Here is a 16011-nt window from a genome sequence, read left to right on the forward strand (position 1 = left end):
TATTCTTGGTTTTTATTTAGTATTTATTTGCAAATATTTCGTTCGGATTCATCTACATAGGGACTATTTTGAAGATAGTCTCCCAACCAACTGCAACCTCTGATTCTTAACCTTTCTAAATCTAGGATTTCGGCTTGCCAAAGCTCCACAAATCCTCTATCATCAACGGAAATAATTTTTTGACCATCTCGACTAAAAATTAGATTCCAGATCGGATATCCCTCTCCCTCGATGGTTCTAATTTCTTCCCCATCTGTTACTTGCCAAAGTCGGATTGTAGCATCAGCGCTGGCTGAAGCTATAATTTTACCGTCAGGGCTAAAGCTGATTTTGGTAACTTGAGCTATGTGACCATTTTTAGCAGGACGTTTCATTTGTGTACTTTCCGAAGAAGATGGGAGAGTTTTAAGTAATTGTCCATCTAAATTCCAAAGTTTAATGGTTTTATCTTGACTTGCTGAAGCGATAATTTTACCATCGGGACTAAACTTGGCATCTGTAATATAGCTAATATGTCCTTCAATAATTTTGAGATTTTGACCCTGTAAATTCCAAAGTTTAATTGTGCCATCATTATGACCGGAGGCAATAATTTTACCGTCGGGACTAAAGTTGACACTGCGAACTTTACCTGCATTCCCGGCAAAAGTTCTAAGTTCTCGACCGTCTTGATTCCAAAGTTTGATAGTACCATCAAAACTCGCACTAGCTAAAGTTTGATTATCTGGACTATAACTAATATCAACTACTTGGTCTTTATGTCCCGTAAAAGTTTTGATATTTTCACCATTCAAATTCCAAATTCTAATAGTATTGTCGGTATTTGCAGTTGCAATAGTTTGCCCATTGAGGCTAAAGTTGAGAGACCAAATGCGATTCCATTGGTTATTAATATTGGTATCGATCGATTTAATCAGTTGACCATCAATATTCCAAAGTTTCACTGTATTATCGTCTCCAGCAGAAGCGATAGTTTTACCATCGGGACTTGCACTTATACTCCAGAGAGAATCTCGGTGTTCAATTAAGGTTTTAGGCTCTGTATTGTGAATATCCCAAAGTTTAACTGTATTATCACCACTTGCAGAAGCGATCGCTTTATTGTCAGGACTAAAGCTAGCACTGAAAACAGAAAATTTATGCCCTTTCAAGGTTTTTAATTGTCTACCATCTATACTCCATAATTTAATCGTGTTATCAGCGCTGGTAGAAGCGATCGCTTTTCCATCGGGGCTAAAATTGACACTAATTGCGTAATTATCGTGTTTGCGAGGTTCTTTGGGAATAATTTCTTTTCCATCCAAATCCCACAGCTTAACAGTAGTGTCTGCTGCTGCTGTGGCAATAGTTTTACTATCTGGACTAAAAGTAACACCAAAAATCGATTTTTTGCTAGCTTTAAAGGTTTTGATTTGTTCCCCATTTGCACTCCAAATAATTAATGTCCCACTTCGGTCTGCTGTGACTATTTTCGTACCGTTGGGACTGCAACTAATAGCCCAAACTGGTTCTTTATGACCATTAAGAGTTTTATTTTTTTTACTATCAATATGCCAAAGTGTGACTGTATTTTTTTGACCGGAAGTAACAATTACTTTACCATTAGGACTGAAGCAAATACTACTCATAAATTGTTCTTCATTCTGTCCTGCAAAGGAGACTATTTTTTGTCCTTTAACATTCCAAACCGTGACATTATTCTGTGAGTCGATCGCAGCCACTTTTTTGCTATCCGAACTAAAAATTACATTGCGGAAAATTTGATTTTTGACTGTGATTTTTTGGATTTCTTTACCAGCAATGTTCCAAAGTCTAACCGTATTATCCTCACTAGCAGTAGCAATCATTTGACCATCTGGACTAAAAGCTACACTCCTGACGGCATCATTATGTCTTTCAAAAATATTTTTTTCTTTAATTTTGAAAATAGTACGTTCCAATGCTAATCTAACTGATTCTTGAGTATTGGTATCTACGTGAATTAATGATTTTAATTGTTTTGCTGCTCGTAATGCAACAACTAAAGCTTCAAGTTCTCGATCTGAATTTAATAAGGCATTTGCAGAAATACTCAAGGATTTTGTTTTCTCTAGTTGTATTTCCTGGAGCATTTTATTTGCCCAAATCCCCACAAAAATCGCTATAATTATTACGAATGCTAACACCCCACCTCCAATCTGAATTCTCCGTTTAGCTTTATGATTGGCAACAGATAAAACATCGTTTGCTTGAGATAATATTTGCGTTGCTTCCGCTTCTACTTGTAACTTCCGCTGGATACCCCGCTTTTCTAATTCCTGACTCGCATCTAAAAATCTTCGATCCAAATCACTCAAACCTTTATTTGCTGACCAGTTTCGTGCATCTTGCAAACTTTGTCCTCGCAGTAAACGCGACTCATCAGTAAAATCAGAATTCACCCAAGCGTTGAAAGCTTGGTTATAGGGACGAATATTTTCTAATGCTCGATCTACCCAAGCGAGGTTAAATATTTCTGCATAGATGCGATTGTATACTTGCAGTTTATCTGTCTGTTTGACAACTAATCCGGTTAAACGTAATTGGGTTTGTTCGGGACTATCGGTAGCGGGTATTTCTCCAGCTTGTAAAATTTGTTGATATAGTCCCAGCAATCTTCCAGCTTGATTCTCGGAAATTCGAGTTAAGCGATCGCGTATAGTTCGTAAATGCTCTGGTTCGTCCTGTGCTTCCCAATTTTGGATTATTTGCGTTTGTACCAATCTTTCCACAGATTCCCGTTCTTGCCCTTCTGGGAATAAATCTGAAGAAATACAAATTAGTTGACAAAGTTTCTGGGTTAAAAATGGCTGCCCCCCAGTCCAGTATAAAACTTCTTCGAGGATGATCCTCGGTCGAGCAACTATCCCTGACAAACCTCGACCTAAAACTTCAACTTCATTTAATCTAAAGCCAGTTAATGCGATCGCTCGACCAATATTGAAGGGTGTACGGTTTTTATCGGCAATTAAATCGGAGGGAGTTGCTACCCCAAGTAAACAAAAACTCAAACGCTGGTATTCTGGATTATCGGCTCGTTGATTGTAACAAGCTCGGATAAAAGCAAAAAAATCATCTTTAAAACTGATATTTAAAATACTATCAATTTCATCAATAAAAATAATAATTTTACCTGAAAACTCTGTTAGCAATACATCATCAATTAACTGACTCAAGCGTTGCTTTGGTGGTAAAAATTCGCGTTCTCTCCACCAAGTTCCAAAATTCACTTTTTTCGATAAACCAAAACCCCGTAATAACTCGGAAACAAATCCTCCATACCATTCACTGGGTGTAACATGACTACCAATTCGAGTTAAATCGACGGAAGCGCATTTTATTCCCTCTTCCTTAATTTGTTTCATAATATGCACTCGCAAGCTCGACTTTCCCATTTGCCGCGAGTTTAAAACATAACACAAATCACCATTTATCAAGCCTTCATAGAGTTCATTATCAGCCTCTCGCACAACATAAGTCGGGTGCTGATATTCGAGACTGCCTCCTAATTTGTAGTAATTTAAAAGTGTCATGATGAAATATTTTCAATATTATATTTATGGTTTTCAAGTCATTCTAGGATTTTGAATTGGTAGGGGTAGAGTCTTCCCACCCTTGAGATTATTGATACAATTGATAGTACCTAAGTTGGGATATTTTATTTTTTGGAAGTCTCTAAACGACAATTAATTTTTATAATTCTACTTTAAAATATTTTTGTGTAATAAATATCTATTTTTTGTCTTACCTGATATTTTCTGACATTTGCTGACATTTTTCAGATACAAATATTTTTTTAGTGAAAATAGCTCAGTGAAAATACTGACTTTATATGTATTTACAGATATGAAACAGAAGAACATACTGTTAATTAGCGATGATTTTGAGGTTGCGACAAGTAAAGCTGAACCCCAAAGCTGTAATTAAACCCACACTACTTAAAGAGGATCGGGAATATATATGACCTATGACTATCAATATATTATCCAGATGGAAAACATCGTTTCTTTATCTGGAACAACTAAAATGATTCTTCTCGAAAGTGCTAAACATGTTCGTCAAGCACAGATTCGATTACCGAGATTTATCAGCGAACCTGTTGTCACTGCTACTGTTCACAGCAAGCAAGGTTCTGGAACAATTTTTGCACTTTGGAACATTGATTACCAGGATGTGGAGAGCTTTTCTTTGGTCACATTTGTAGCTCAAAACATTCAGATTGGGGATGAGAGTGACCTAGAATTTTTGTGCAATTTTATGGTTGTTGGAGAAATTGAATAATTACAACATCTTCTCAAAGTATTTAAAAACTAAAAATCACAATTCAGACAAACAGTAAATCGGAGCAATTATGAAATTTAACTTATATCGTGCAAGTATAGCAGCGATCGCAATTATTACTTCACTTACTAGCTTGACTGCAAGCGTAAAAGCACAGGAAACTCAACCTTTAGTGCCACTAGAACTGTACTGGAGTTCTCAGAGAGAAGACAATTTTGTAACTGCTACCTTAGAGGGTAAAAATAGTGCAGAGGAAGCTGGTTACAGTTATGCACGAACTGAAGCATGTGTTTTTCGCAAGCAAAAGCCGGGAACAGTTCCTCTAAATCTATATTGGAGTGCCCAAAGAGGGGATAATTTCACCACTGCAACCAGTGTAGGTGCTAGAAGTGCGAAAGAAGCAAGATACACTTTCGCCAGAGTTGAAGGATATGTTTTTCGTCAGCAGCAACCAGGAACAGTACCCCTAAATTTATATTGGAGTGCCCAAAGAGGGGATAATTTCACCACTGCAACCAGTGAAGGTGCTGCAAGTGCGAAAGAAGCAGGGTACACTTTTGCCAGAGTTGAAGGATATGTTTTTCCTGCAAGTCAATGCCAATGATGGTGTCTAACAAAAGCCCAGCAGCACTAAGCTTTTGTTAGGTTTCTAATACTTTCACAATAATGTTGCGGATGGAGGACTTGTTCTATCTAATCTCATTGGATGGGCATGAGTTAATTAGTAAAACTTTTGTATAAAAAATCAGGATGTCCTGCATACAAACAAAAAATCAATCATATAACTCAACACAAAGCACAAATCATTACCCCCACAAAATATCGGAGATATTATCATGTCCTGGATGAAAGTATTAATTTTACAAGCCTCGATCGCAACTTTAACATGTAGCTTGCTGGCTACCTTTACAACCATAGCGAATGCAAAACCATTTGTTGAAAAGATAAACAGACAGATACCTAATACTGAAATTAGTGGCAATATAGTTGCAGAAAATTCCAATATTGGGAATATTCCCTGTAATACAATTAATGTGACTCTCAAAGAGTTTATTCCTGTTAAACCGGAACCAGGTAGATTCAGTATTCCCAAGGAGAAAACCTTAGCAACACAATTAACTGCGACTGGTAATACTCTCGCTGAAGGTTGCAGTTATAATTTAGGCTTCCGTTATTTTTCCAAAATAGGAGCTTATGGAGCAAGTAGTTTTCAAATTAGCGCTCAAGCTTCCCAAATAAGTGGTACTCAATCAGTTAACGAACCATTTCCTTCTAATATCAACATACAAGTATTCTCTCTTCCCGCTCCTCCTCGATAATTCTATAGTGAATTAATTGAAGATATTCTGTAATTAATTTGCATCCACAACAAATCGTAATTTAGACCTGATAACGGGAGAAATTTATTATGTCAAAAACACCAATAACTGCTGACGATCTAATTATACTTGATAATAAATCTGATGGAGAACAACCATTTGATTTAGTCGATTTAAAGCGTCGTAATTCATTATTTCTCAGCAATATAGAAAGAGACTCTGAACCAAAATTAGAACTCATCAAAATAGCAGAGCGTAATCTCTGGCAAATGGAACTAGGTGAAAGTGTAGTTTTAGGTGAGTTTGGACAAACTGAAGATTTAATTGATCCAGACGAATCGATCGAACTGAAAGAAAAGGTTCTAGATGCTCAATTACCAGATTGGAGTGGAATTAGTTATCATCCCAAAATAGCTGACTTGCCTTTTAGGAAGTCATTTCGCAGAAACAAAGGGAAGCAAGTTGCACCTCATTATGTATTCGGTAAGGACGATCGACAAATCTATTATCCCGATAGTTATCCGTGGAGATGTGTTGGCAAAATCTTAGTGTGGAATAATCCTATGAGTATTTACCCAACAAGTATGGGAACAGGTGCGCTGGTTGGCAGAAACGTAGTCCTAACTGCCAGTCACCTAGTCCCTTGGGGAACCCAGTGGAGAATGCAGTTTATTCCTGCCTATTATGATGGGAATTCCCTGCTAGGTCGCAACGTATCCTCATTTGTGGCATCAGCACGGGGATATAAAAATCATGGACAGGGAGATGATATGGCGGTATTAAAACTCTCTATTCCTCTAGGTGATAGTTTAGGCTTTTTTGGTTGCCAGCTTTATAGAGATGCTTGGGAGGGTGGAAATTATTGGACGAAGTGTGGTTATCCGGGTGCTGTTGCATCTGGATTAAGACCAAGCCGAGTAACATGGTTTCCAATTATTGATGATGATAACGATGGGCAAGGTGTGGAGCTAGAATACCGTGCGGATGGTTCTCCGGGTGATTCTGGTGGACCAGTCTTTGGCTGGTGGGATGATGGATATCCTTATGTGATTGGAACACATTCAGGGGGAGAAGAAGAATATGAGTTCCCATTTAGTATCATCAAAAATAATGTAGCTGCTGGAGGAGCCGTTCTTTCAAATCTCATCGGATGGGCACGATCGAATTGGTAATTAAATGTAAATTCAATTAATTATTGGAGTCAAGTGTTCTCGAAAATATTTCTGATATAGCTGACAGCGTGGGACTAATCGATCGCCAACTCGTTTCACAAGTCCCATGCTGTATAGTTGATATGATTGCATTGTGGCGATCGCAACAGGTTCGTCAGCATTAACTACTTTCATAAATCCTGTAGTTAATTTTTCATTCAATAAAATATTTTTCAGAATTCGTCGTAAATAAGCTTCGTATATTCCGGCATTTGTGGGAGCATCCTGTAATAGTTTATCTATGGTTGTGTTCCCCAAAGCCATGTGATAGAGTGCCAATCGAGTTAAATATGGATGACCTCCAATTAAAGAGATTAATTGTTGTAATTGATTTGAATTACAACCGTAATTATGACGTTGGGCTAATTCCTCTATTTCTTCTGAAGTAAATTCGTCTAATTCGGCAACCAAACCGATATTAAAAGGCGATTGATTTATATCTAATGACCCATAGTTTTCAGTTGAGTTAACTACTATTAGCCGTAAATTTTCCCAAATATCGATAGTTTTTGCTTCTTCATGCCAACTACGTAGCATTGCGAAAAAACCTTGAGAAATTTCGGGATATTGAAAAACTATATCGACCTCATCTAATGCTAAAACTAAACTATGATCGATAGTTGTTAGAATATTTTCTTCCAAATATGTTGTGCAGTTAATAATACTGCCTCGATATTCATCCCAACATTCATGGGAAAAAGCCGATAATTTTAATTTGTGGCTAATACAAGCACAAAACCAACGCAAAAATCTATCCAAACTACTAAAAACAGTTGCTTCTGCTTGGAGCAAGTTGACACGAACTGTACTGTAACCCTCTTGCTTGGAGTAGCCAAGAATGCGATCGCATAAAGAGGTTTTACCCATTTGGTGCGGAGCCTTAATCCTAATTAGGGCACCTGGTTGAAGAATTTTGTCATAACAGCGAATATCGATTTGCCTTTGGAGATAAAATAACGAATTGATAGGTACAGAGCCTTCCGGATATTCTAGTATTGGTTTATTCGTGTTAAAATCTTTTACTTGTGGAAAATGTGATTGACTTGTTTCTAATGAAATAGTCTTTTTTTCGTTACAACTTGCTATCACTTGATGACGATTGACTAAGCGTCCGACTGCTGCACGAAAGTTAGTTTTATTGACCTCTTCCTCTAATACTTCCGACAAGAATTTCCATAGCTTGAAACCAACATCTTGCCGTAAATAATTAGCTGCATAACCTTCTTTGTTAGCAATCTCTTCATAGCTCAAACTATTCCACGAACCTTCTAGAATAATTACTTCTATATCCTTCAGATGTCTATTTATTTTATCGAAAATAGCTGTGTCTAAGATTGATAAACTTTCTTCAAAGTTCATAATTATATTTAATTAAATTTTGTGAATAAATGCTAAGGACACAGCACAGTTTAGGCAAATACAGGCAGCAAGTAAATGAATAGCCTTAGAAAGCATCCAAATTCAAGTAGCTCAATCTGGAATAGATTTAGCGATCGCAAGCAATTACGTATCTAACTTTACACTTAAAGCCGGTGATTTGCAAAAAGTCTCGCCTTCTTGTGTTTATCTCCGTATGCTGCAAAACTACAAAACTTGTTTCCATCGCTTAACTTGCAGCTTGGTTGAGAAAGCTATCAAAGCGATCGCTAAACTTGTTAGGTTGCTGGTTAGCTTGGTACGCGCTGGACATTATTTTTTAGAGGATGGCGAAAATATTATACTAAATACTCGCTGTTGTGGAAGTATTTTGTCAGAGATACCCTGCCGTGCAACGACATAGCTCTCCTCTAACTTTCCTGCGGACATGAACGTGAAAAGTATTTAGTATTATTGTACTATAGCGTTGGCGTAGCCTGTCCCCTAGTGACTTAGTGCTGTTTCTGGGATGCCAGAATGGCTTTCGTCAGTTCGCATTTGGCATTGAGAGCCTTAAAGATGTTATGCGATGCCTACGGCGAGCGGAGCCATCGCATAATCCCTGATTCCAAGAAACTTGTAAAATAAAAGACTCCTACGAAAAAAATACCCCTAAAAAGGAGCATTGGTATTCGCTATAAATTACCTGTTATTGAGCAATAATTGAGCGTATTAACACGCTCATGACTTCCTCTGAATTATTCGTTGGTAATAAAGGACTCCAATCACCGATATCTGCATAACCCAGTTGGTGTAAAACTCGAATTGTCCCCATTACTGCTTTGCTGGAACCGATAAGAGTGTGCTTGATTTTCTCACGCTCTGGCATTTCTGATATGATAGTTTGAGAACAAGGAATAGCTGGAACTGGATTTCTAAGAGCACCTATAAAATTTCGATATTTCAACTTCATCTTCATCTGATTGTTTCCTTTAATCAAATTCGCTGCATTTTTCCCGTAAGGGAATTTACTAATCGAAAATATTCTGCCTCCGGAGGGTTAATTGTCCGAAAATATAACCGGAACGAGCCATCTCCGTACCGCTTTATATCCGTCTCATAGAAGATAATTTCCTGTTGCTGTAACCATTGAATAACAAATTCGTGAAACTCAGCTAAAAACAAAGCTGGAAAATAAATTCTTCCCGTTTTCTCTCCTGTGTATTGATGAGTTAATATTTGAAACTGGGGTTCAGTTAATACTTCTGCCATAATTTTGATCCGGGTTTGTATTTGTATTGTTTTAATGCTGCGATTTTAGGAAAGCAGAATGAGTATTTTAGTTACTTCTATTTCTACCTTCCCTCGATTAATTTGATGTCGATTCAAGGTATTTGAGAAAATTGGATACTTTCCAATTCAAACCATGCACTTTATCAGCAATATTTGGTTTGGAGGATGCACCATCACATAACAAACATGTTTCACATTGATTTGTATCATCTTCGGTATGACGGCAGAGAATTTCGTTTTTGCTCAATGGTGCATCGGGAGCAATAATTCTGAAAGTTCTCCAACCTTGACTTTGAGCTTGTCTTGCCTGTGTCTCAGTTTCTACAGAAGCCATGAGATATTTTTGCCATCGTAAATCACAATTTTCATGTCGATGGGTATACCCGGTATGTTTACCAGATGCCAAAATCAGCGGTTCCCAAACATCAAATGGTATTGCTGTTGGATCGCCATAAGAACCAAGTCTAATTGGATATCGGTATCTTCTCAGAACTTCAATTTCATTGTTACTAAGTTTTGGGTAGGCTCCAGATTTATATTTTTGATAAACTCGATTGACACCCAACAAGTTAACATAACAACTTCCAATCTCACTCATTCTCATCGGACAGCTTCCACATATACCAACCTCTAAACCTTCTTTTGCAGCGTGAGTTGGAGTAAATTCTTGTTGTAATATCCACGATTGTATCATTTTGCTTCCTGTCTTTTTGTTGAAGCTTGGAAAGACGAAGCCAGTCAAAATTAAAACGATAGGAGAACCGTCAATTAAAGAATTACCTTCCCAAGCTATATAGCTATTTTGTTGCATATTACTACCAGCAGATGCTTTAAATGTGTTGAGGCGTTTGATTTGTTGAGTTAGGGTTAAAAGCATTTATATTGAAGCGAGAACATGCTTTTAATCAAAATCCTCCAGTGATTAATCACTGGAGGATTATAAAATTTAGCTATGAGTTTTTCGTATTAGTAGCAAGTGCTATCTTCAATCATTTTAGATTGATAATTCATATTGCTGCGTTCGGCATATTCCTGTCTGCGTTGCCAGGAAATTTGGTTTTGTACTATCAAATCTTCAAGGGTTTTACCAAATTTGCGGTTAGCATATTCCAGTAATTGTTCTAGGGAATATCGATTTTCTTCAACTTTGCCAAAGTCACTTGTAAAGCGCTCTTTGAAATTATTCCAATCGAAACCTTCTTTTAGAGAACGCTTTGCAACAAGTCCACAAAGTTCACGGATGGAGTAGTAGACTTTGGAATATACTCGTTCGGAGTAATTATTCACAGCATAGTCACCCAATATTGAATCATCAATTGCGTTAAAAGTAGTCGTTGAAGATTTACGTGTAGCCATGATGAGAACATTCCTTTAATTCTTCATTTCCCTATTGGCGTTAGCCAGAATAAGTTAGGATTTGAAAGGCAGATGGAAATAAAGTTTAAAAGGCAAACTATTTGAGCCAGCTAAAATATCGTGATTATGTTTTCCCTTCTTCCTCATACCATCTGCCTTCTTTTTAAAACCATGCAGAATCGTCACAGTCAGACATTAAGTCTTTGATTCCGCAAGAATGCTGATAATCTATTTCCAATTGCCGTAAGTCTGTATCTGATAGCAAATTTTGTAGTTCTTGGACAATCTCTCTAACTTTGTTTTCTTCGCTGATTCCTGAGTAGTAGATTTTGATAAATTTGTCAGCTTTGGTCATAAATTGTTCGAGATTTGTGACAAATGTTTGCTCATGGCTAATTGCTTTTAACATAATTACTCTCCTAATATTGACAACTTTGATGCGGTTTAATATTCGCTGGGGAGTATGAGAACTGTTTCTACCAAATACAGCTTGATGTGACTTAGTGGAAAATCCGTATATTCGATTTCCTGTCGTAATAATTCTTGGTTTGTATCCCACTCACAAATCAAGACACCGGAATTATTATCAACTCGTAAATGCCAGATTTGAAATTCTTGCAAGTTTGGATTGGAGAGCAATTTTTTTGTTTGGTGGGAGAAAATTGCATCTAATAACCAGTAGCAGTTTGTTTCGTCTGCTAAATATTTGATTCCATCTGTATATTTCAAGCCAAGCCAGTGTTTGTAGAAAATACTGGAACCAGTAAATTGCTTAAGCTCCGTTACTATTTGTCGTGGCGTTTTCATGTTTGATTCGTTGATTTCACAAACTTCACCCTTCCAAAGGCGTGAGCCGTAAAATCAAAGCTGTTGATATCTATAAATTAGTAGTTTAGGATTTTTGATTGATTAGGAATTGACACGAAGTTTAAATTTATATAGCTTGCAGGAAATGTGAGAAATATTAATTAATCTGCAAAGTTTAATTACAAAATTGGCATACCCTCTAGTCGCTGAGAAATACATTACTTATGACAGGGAACTATTGAATTTCTCACATTTCGACTAAGAGGTAATCATGTCATCATTTAAACGTCGTCATTTTATCCAACTCGTAGGCTCAACTTTGACAGTCTTGGGTATGGGACAGTTAGACTTAGGTCAAAAGAACATATTTGATACTAAAGTTTCTGCCCAAAGTACATCTCGAAAATTGGCATTACTGGTGGGAATTAATGAGTATTCAAAAGATATGTCTGTGTTATCTGGATGTGTTAATGATGTTATGTTGCAACGAGAGTTGTTGATTCACCGCCTTGGTTTTAATCCCAAAGATATTTTAACTTTGACCGATAAACAAGCTACGCGCCAAAGTATCTTACAAGCCTTTGAGGAGCATTTGATTAAACAAGCAAAACCTGGGGATGTGGTGGTTTTTCACTTCTCTGGACATGGTTCGCGGGTAATTGATGTAGATAAAGATTATCCAGATGGTCTTGTTATTACTTTAGTTCCTGTTGATAGTCAACTACAACCAGGAAAATCATCTAGTGTAAAAGATATTACTGGACATACCCTTTGGCTACTGATGGCAGCACTGAATACGGAAAATGTAACTTTTGTAATTGATACTCCCTATTCTGGTGGTTTAGTCAGTAGCACATTAAAAAGTTCTAAATCAGAAGAGAAATTTCAAGCAAGTCCTGAAGAAAAGGCTTATCAGACAATATGGTTACAGCGTTTGGGCTTGTCAGCAGAGGAATTTAAGAAACAACGGAGAATAGGAATACCTAAAGGTGCTGTGCTTGCTGCTGGAAAACGTGATCAATATGCTGTTGATAAGCAATTTAATGACTTTAGTGCAGGAGTATTTACCTATACTTTAACTCAGTATCTTTGGCAGCAAAGTGGGAATCTAGCTTTGGGTGAATCATTTGCCAATATTGCTCGATATGTCAACAGCTTTAGTTTTGAGCAAGGTGTTTTTCAAGAACCTGTACTTTTTGTTAAACCAAACAGCAACCATCAGCAGCGTCCGGTTTATTTTATTGAGGTGCAGACACCGATCGCAGCAGGGGTAATTACTCAAGTCAAGGGAAATCAAATAGAAATTTGGCTGGGTGGTGTGAATGTGGAAAATTTAGAAAAATTGAATAAAGATGCCGTTTTTGAAATCATCAATGCTGAAAATCAGCAGCAAGGAACTGTAAAGCTTGAAAGTCGTAAGGGATTGGTGGGATATGCAAAATTGCTAGAATCTCCAGTGTCTGTATCCCTGAAGCCTGGACTTTTCTTGCGTGAGAGAATTTGAGCTACTTCCTCAAGATGATCGGTTGTGTCCTAAGTGTAAAGTGAAAAAATTGAGGTTAGGTATCTTACCTGACCTCCCATAAGTTAGACAATAATGTTACAAATTTAATCAGCCTCGCCGATTAGGGTAAATGCTGACCAGTCAGATGGATGTGGAAATTTCTTTTTCGTTTCCAACATTGCCAAACGTAATGCCAAGGCTTTATCTGAGCTTTTTGGCAAATTCTGATAAAATTCTTTCATCAAAAATTCTGTTGATTTATCATCTACCATCCATAGGGAAACTAATACACTTTTTGCACCAGCAGTAATCAAAGAGCGCGATAAGCCAATAATACCATCGCCGGAAATACGACCTCTGCCTGTATCACAGGCAGCTAGGACTACTAAATCTGCATTGAGGCTCAAGTTAATAATTTCGCTGGAAGTAAGCAACCCATCTCCTTCATCTTTACCTGCTTTTTCTAAGGATGTATCGGGAGCAAGAGCGATCGCACCCGGTACTCCCACTTCTTTAACATCATCTAGTAAGCCGTGAGTTGCTAGATGGATAAGTTTGGCTGTGGGTAGTTTTTGAACAATAGCTGTTTCTGTAGCATTTTTACCGATAATAGGTGTTGTTTTAAATATCTCAGCTACAGCTTGAGCTTCTCGCTCAGAACCTGGTAAATTAGGTAACTGTTTAGCTGGGGAACCCAGAGGGATAGAGACTTTGGGCATTATGGGATTGCCCACAACTAGAATATCATTGGGTGATGTGGGTTTTTGGCTTGGTTTTTGACGGGTAAACCTTAATACATCAATTGCCGGGGCAGTAAGGATGGTATGTTTTTCGATTAGGTATTTACCGTCTTTGTCTTGGAGTGCGGGAAAAGGAACGAGGAAAAGGGAATCTTGCGGGACAAAGATTACTCGTTGATTTGGGTCTTTTGGTAGTTCGTCAGCGATGGGTGATATTAATAGTTCGTGGAGTTGTTTTAGGCGTTTTTTCTGATTTTCTGGATTTTGTTGAGGTGGGTTGTCTAATTTAGCACCGCGACCGATAACGTTGATAGATTTTCGGCTGGTGATGACAAGTTTTTCGAGGTTGATATTTTCTTTTTGTAATATGGTTTTAAGGTCAGCTTTGCGAAATGTTATTTCACCTGTAGGTTTAATAAGCCAGATATAAAGTTGTGATTCACGCCATTGTTTTTTACCTTCTATAGTTAACTCTTCAGGAATAATTGAATATTCAACAATAGTGGCTTTTTGTTCCTTAGCTATTTGCTTTAGTTGATTAATATTAGGTGGTTTGTTTATTTGTGGATTTTGACTATTGAGACGAGAGGCTAATAAATCAACGAATGCACGAGCGCGACTACGTTCAGAAATCTCTAAAGCTTCTTCGATTTTATTTTGTTCAATGAGCGCTTTTTGTAAATAAGTATAGGAATCTCGTTGTGTATCAATAATTGAAACTTTATCAGTATCTTTTAATCCTGGTCGTAGAGATTCGTAAATACTAATTGCATTATTTAAGGTATCTGTAGCTTCTTTCAGTTTACCAGTTTCTAAGAGAATATAAGCTATATTATGAAGGGTGCTGGCTTCTCCTAATTTAGCACCAATTTGTTGCCGAATGCCTAAAGCTTTTTGATGATAATCTAAAGCCTGAGCATATTTTTCTTGATTACTATAAATTTCAGCAATATTGTTAAGAGCATCTGCGGCACTTAAATTATCACCTATTTGCTCGGCAATAGAAAAAGCTTTTCTGTTATACTCTAAGGCTTTAAGATATTGTTCTAAATCAAAATAAACTGAGCCAATATTGATATTTGTTACGCTTTCGCCTTCTTTATCACCAATTTTTTGACGAATAGTCAAGGCTTTTTGATAGTATTCTAAAGCTTTGTTATACTGTCTTTGCTTATCATAAACTAAACCAATATTATTAAGAGTAACCCCTTCACCTATTTTATCTCCTATTTGCTGACGAATGGCTAATGCTTGTTGATAAAATTTTAAGGATTTGGGATATTGTCTCAGTCTACTATAAATTACTGCTATATTATTGAGCGTTGCACCTTCGCCTATTTTGTAGTTAATTTGTTCGGTAATGATTAAAGCTTCTTCAAAAGCTTCTAAAGCTTTGGCATATTGCCCCTGGTGAGTACGAACTGATGCAATATTATTGAGAGTTGTACTTTGTCCTTCTTTGTCACCAATTTTTTCCTGAATCACTAAAGACTGTTGATAATAATCCAAGGCTTTCGCATACTGTCCTTGATTGTCATAAATTGCACCAATATTATTGAGAGTTGAGCTTTCCACTTCTTTATTGCCAATTTTTTTTGCAATTGGTAAAACTTGCTGATATAGATTTAAAGCTTTGGTGTATTGTCCCCTGGCACTGTAAATTAATGCCATGTTGTTGAGAGTGGCAATTCCATCATCCTCATCACCATATTGCTTATAAATGGCTAAACTTTGTTGAAAGTAATTTAAGGATTGGTCATATTCTCCTAGATTACGATAAGCCTCTCCTATATTATGAAGAGTTGAGGCTTCTCCTTTATGCCAGCCAATTGTTTTGACGATTTTTAATACCTCATCAAAAGTTTTTAAAGCTTCTCGATATTCTCCTTTATTTAAATGTTGAATGCCTATTTTATTTAAGCGAAATGCTTCTTGTTTTCGGTCTTGGTGTGTATTTAGCCCCTGTACAATAAAATGATTCAAAGAAGAATAGTTTTGCTGTTGTGTTTTTGAATTAGTAAAATCAACAGGATAAATCACTGAAGCAAATGCTATTAAACTAGCAAGTTTAAATTTCTTATACATTGGCAAATCTCTCGATAATTGCGATACAAATTGACAAAATT

At 36.9% G+C, this 16011-nt stretch carries 15 protein-coding genes; 6 read left to right on the plus strand and 9 right to left on the minus strand.

The window, feature by feature from the left end:
- Positions 1-23 precede the first annotated feature (23 nt).
- A complete protein-coding gene (locus tag CAL6303_RS10840; RefSeq protein ID WP_015197896.1) occupies positions 24-3551 on the minus strand; it encodes an AAA-like domain-containing protein in 3528 nt (1175 codons plus the stop codon).
- Positions 3552-3978: 427 nt separating this feature from the next.
- Here CAL6303_RS10840 and CAL6303_RS10845 point away from each other — a divergent pair, with 427 nt between their 5' ends.
- The 4 genes from CAL6303_RS10845 to CAL6303_RS10860 all read left to right on the plus strand — a co-directional run bounded on the left by CAL6303_RS10845 (position 3979) and on the right by CAL6303_RS10860 (position 6790).
- Positions 3979-4299, plus strand: a complete 321-nt coding sequence (locus CAL6303_RS10845; RefSeq protein WP_015197897.1) for a hypothetical protein — start codon at positions 3979-3981, stop codon at positions 4297-4299.
- A 70-nt stretch (positions 4300-4369) separates the two neighbouring features.
- Positions 4370-4903 (plus strand): hypothetical protein, encoded by a 534-nt coding sequence (locus CAL6303_RS10850; RefSeq protein ID WP_041739402.1) that lies wholly within the window; start codon positions 4370-4372, stop codon positions 4901-4903.
- A gap of 232 nt (positions 4904-5135) precedes the next feature.
- The gene (locus CAL6303_RS10855) at positions 5136-5618 is read left to right on the plus strand and encodes a hypothetical protein (protein WP_015197898.1); all 483 of its coding nucleotides are present in this window, start codon (positions 5136-5138) and stop codon (positions 5616-5618) included.
- An 89-nt stretch (positions 5619-5707) separates the two neighbouring features.
- On the plus strand, positions 5708-6790 hold the full coding sequence (locus tag CAL6303_RS10860; protein WP_015197899.1) for a trypsin-like serine peptidase: 1083 nt from the start codon (positions 5708-5710) through the stop codon (positions 6788-6790).
- A 12-nt stretch (positions 6791-6802) separates the two neighbouring features.
- On the opposite strand, the gene CAL6303_RS10865 is transcribed toward CAL6303_RS10860, so the two are convergent.
- Positions 6803-8188, minus strand: a complete 1386-nt coding sequence (locus CAL6303_RS10865) for an AAA-like domain-containing protein (protein WP_015197900.1) — start codon at positions 8186-8188, stop codon at positions 6803-6805.
- 214 nt (positions 8189-8402) lie between these two features.
- On the opposite strand from CAL6303_RS10865, the gene CAL6303_RS10870 reads away from it, so the two are divergent.
- Complete coding sequence (locus tag CAL6303_RS10870) at positions 8403-8609, plus strand: hypothetical protein (protein WP_041739405.1); 207 nt, start codon at positions 8403-8405, stop codon at positions 8607-8609.
- A 285-nt stretch (positions 8610-8894) separates the two neighbouring features.
- On the opposite strand, the gene CAL6303_RS10875 is transcribed toward CAL6303_RS10870, so the two are convergent.
- The 6 genes from CAL6303_RS10875 to CAL6303_RS10900 all read right to left on the minus strand — a co-directional run bounded on the left by CAL6303_RS10875 (position 8895) and on the right by CAL6303_RS10900 (position 11641).
- Complete coding sequence (locus tag CAL6303_RS10875) at positions 8895-9164, minus strand: hypothetical protein (RefSeq protein ID WP_015197901.1); 270 nt, start codon at positions 9162-9164, stop codon at positions 8895-8897.
- Between the two features lie 17 nt (positions 9165-9181).
- On the minus strand, positions 9182-9457 hold the full coding sequence (locus CAL6303_RS10880) for a hypothetical protein (protein WP_015197902.1): 276 nt from the start codon (positions 9455-9457) through the stop codon (positions 9182-9184).
- 97 nt (positions 9458-9554) lie between these two features.
- Positions 9555-10289 (minus strand): hypothetical protein, encoded by a 735-nt coding sequence (locus CAL6303_RS10885; protein ID WP_041740426.1) that lies wholly within the window; start codon positions 10287-10289, stop codon positions 9555-9557.
- 155 nt (positions 10290-10444) lie between these two features.
- Complete coding sequence (locus tag CAL6303_RS10890; protein WP_015197904.1) at positions 10445-10834, minus strand: hypothetical protein; 390 nt, start codon at positions 10832-10834, stop codon at positions 10445-10447.
- 163 nt (positions 10835-10997) lie between these two features.
- The gene (locus CAL6303_RS10895) at positions 10998-11243 is read right to left on the minus strand and encodes a hypothetical protein (protein WP_015197905.1); all 246 of its coding nucleotides are present in this window, start codon (positions 11241-11243) and stop codon (positions 10998-11000) included.
- A gap of 35 nt (positions 11244-11278) precedes the next feature.
- Positions 11279-11641 carry a DUF6876 family protein gene (locus CAL6303_RS10900; RefSeq protein ID WP_015197906.1) on the minus strand — a complete coding sequence of 121 codons (363 nt, stop codon included), beginning with the start codon at positions 11639-11641 and terminating at the stop codon, positions 11279-11281.
- A 271-nt stretch (positions 11642-11912) separates the two neighbouring features.
- On the opposite strand from CAL6303_RS10900, the gene CAL6303_RS10905 reads away from it, so the two are divergent.
- On the plus strand, positions 11913-13145 hold the full coding sequence (locus CAL6303_RS10905) for a caspase family protein (RefSeq protein WP_015197907.1): 1233 nt from the start codon (positions 11913-11915) through the stop codon (positions 13143-13145).
- A 104-nt stretch (positions 13146-13249) separates the two neighbouring features.
- On the opposite strand, the gene CAL6303_RS10910 is transcribed toward CAL6303_RS10905, so the two are convergent.
- Positions 13250-15970 carry a CHAT domain-containing protein gene (locus tag CAL6303_RS10910; RefSeq protein ID WP_015197908.1) on the minus strand — a complete coding sequence of 907 codons (2721 nt, stop codon included), beginning with the start codon at positions 15968-15970 and terminating at the stop codon, positions 13250-13252.
- Between the last annotated feature and the right edge of the window lie 41 nt (positions 15971-16011).

Origin of the sequence: Calothrix sp. PCC 6303 (genome assembly GCF_000317435.1) — a bacterium.
In the GTDB taxonomy this organism is placed as follows: Bacteria; Cyanobacteriota; Cyanobacteriia; order Cyanobacteriales; family Nostocaceae; genus PCC-6303.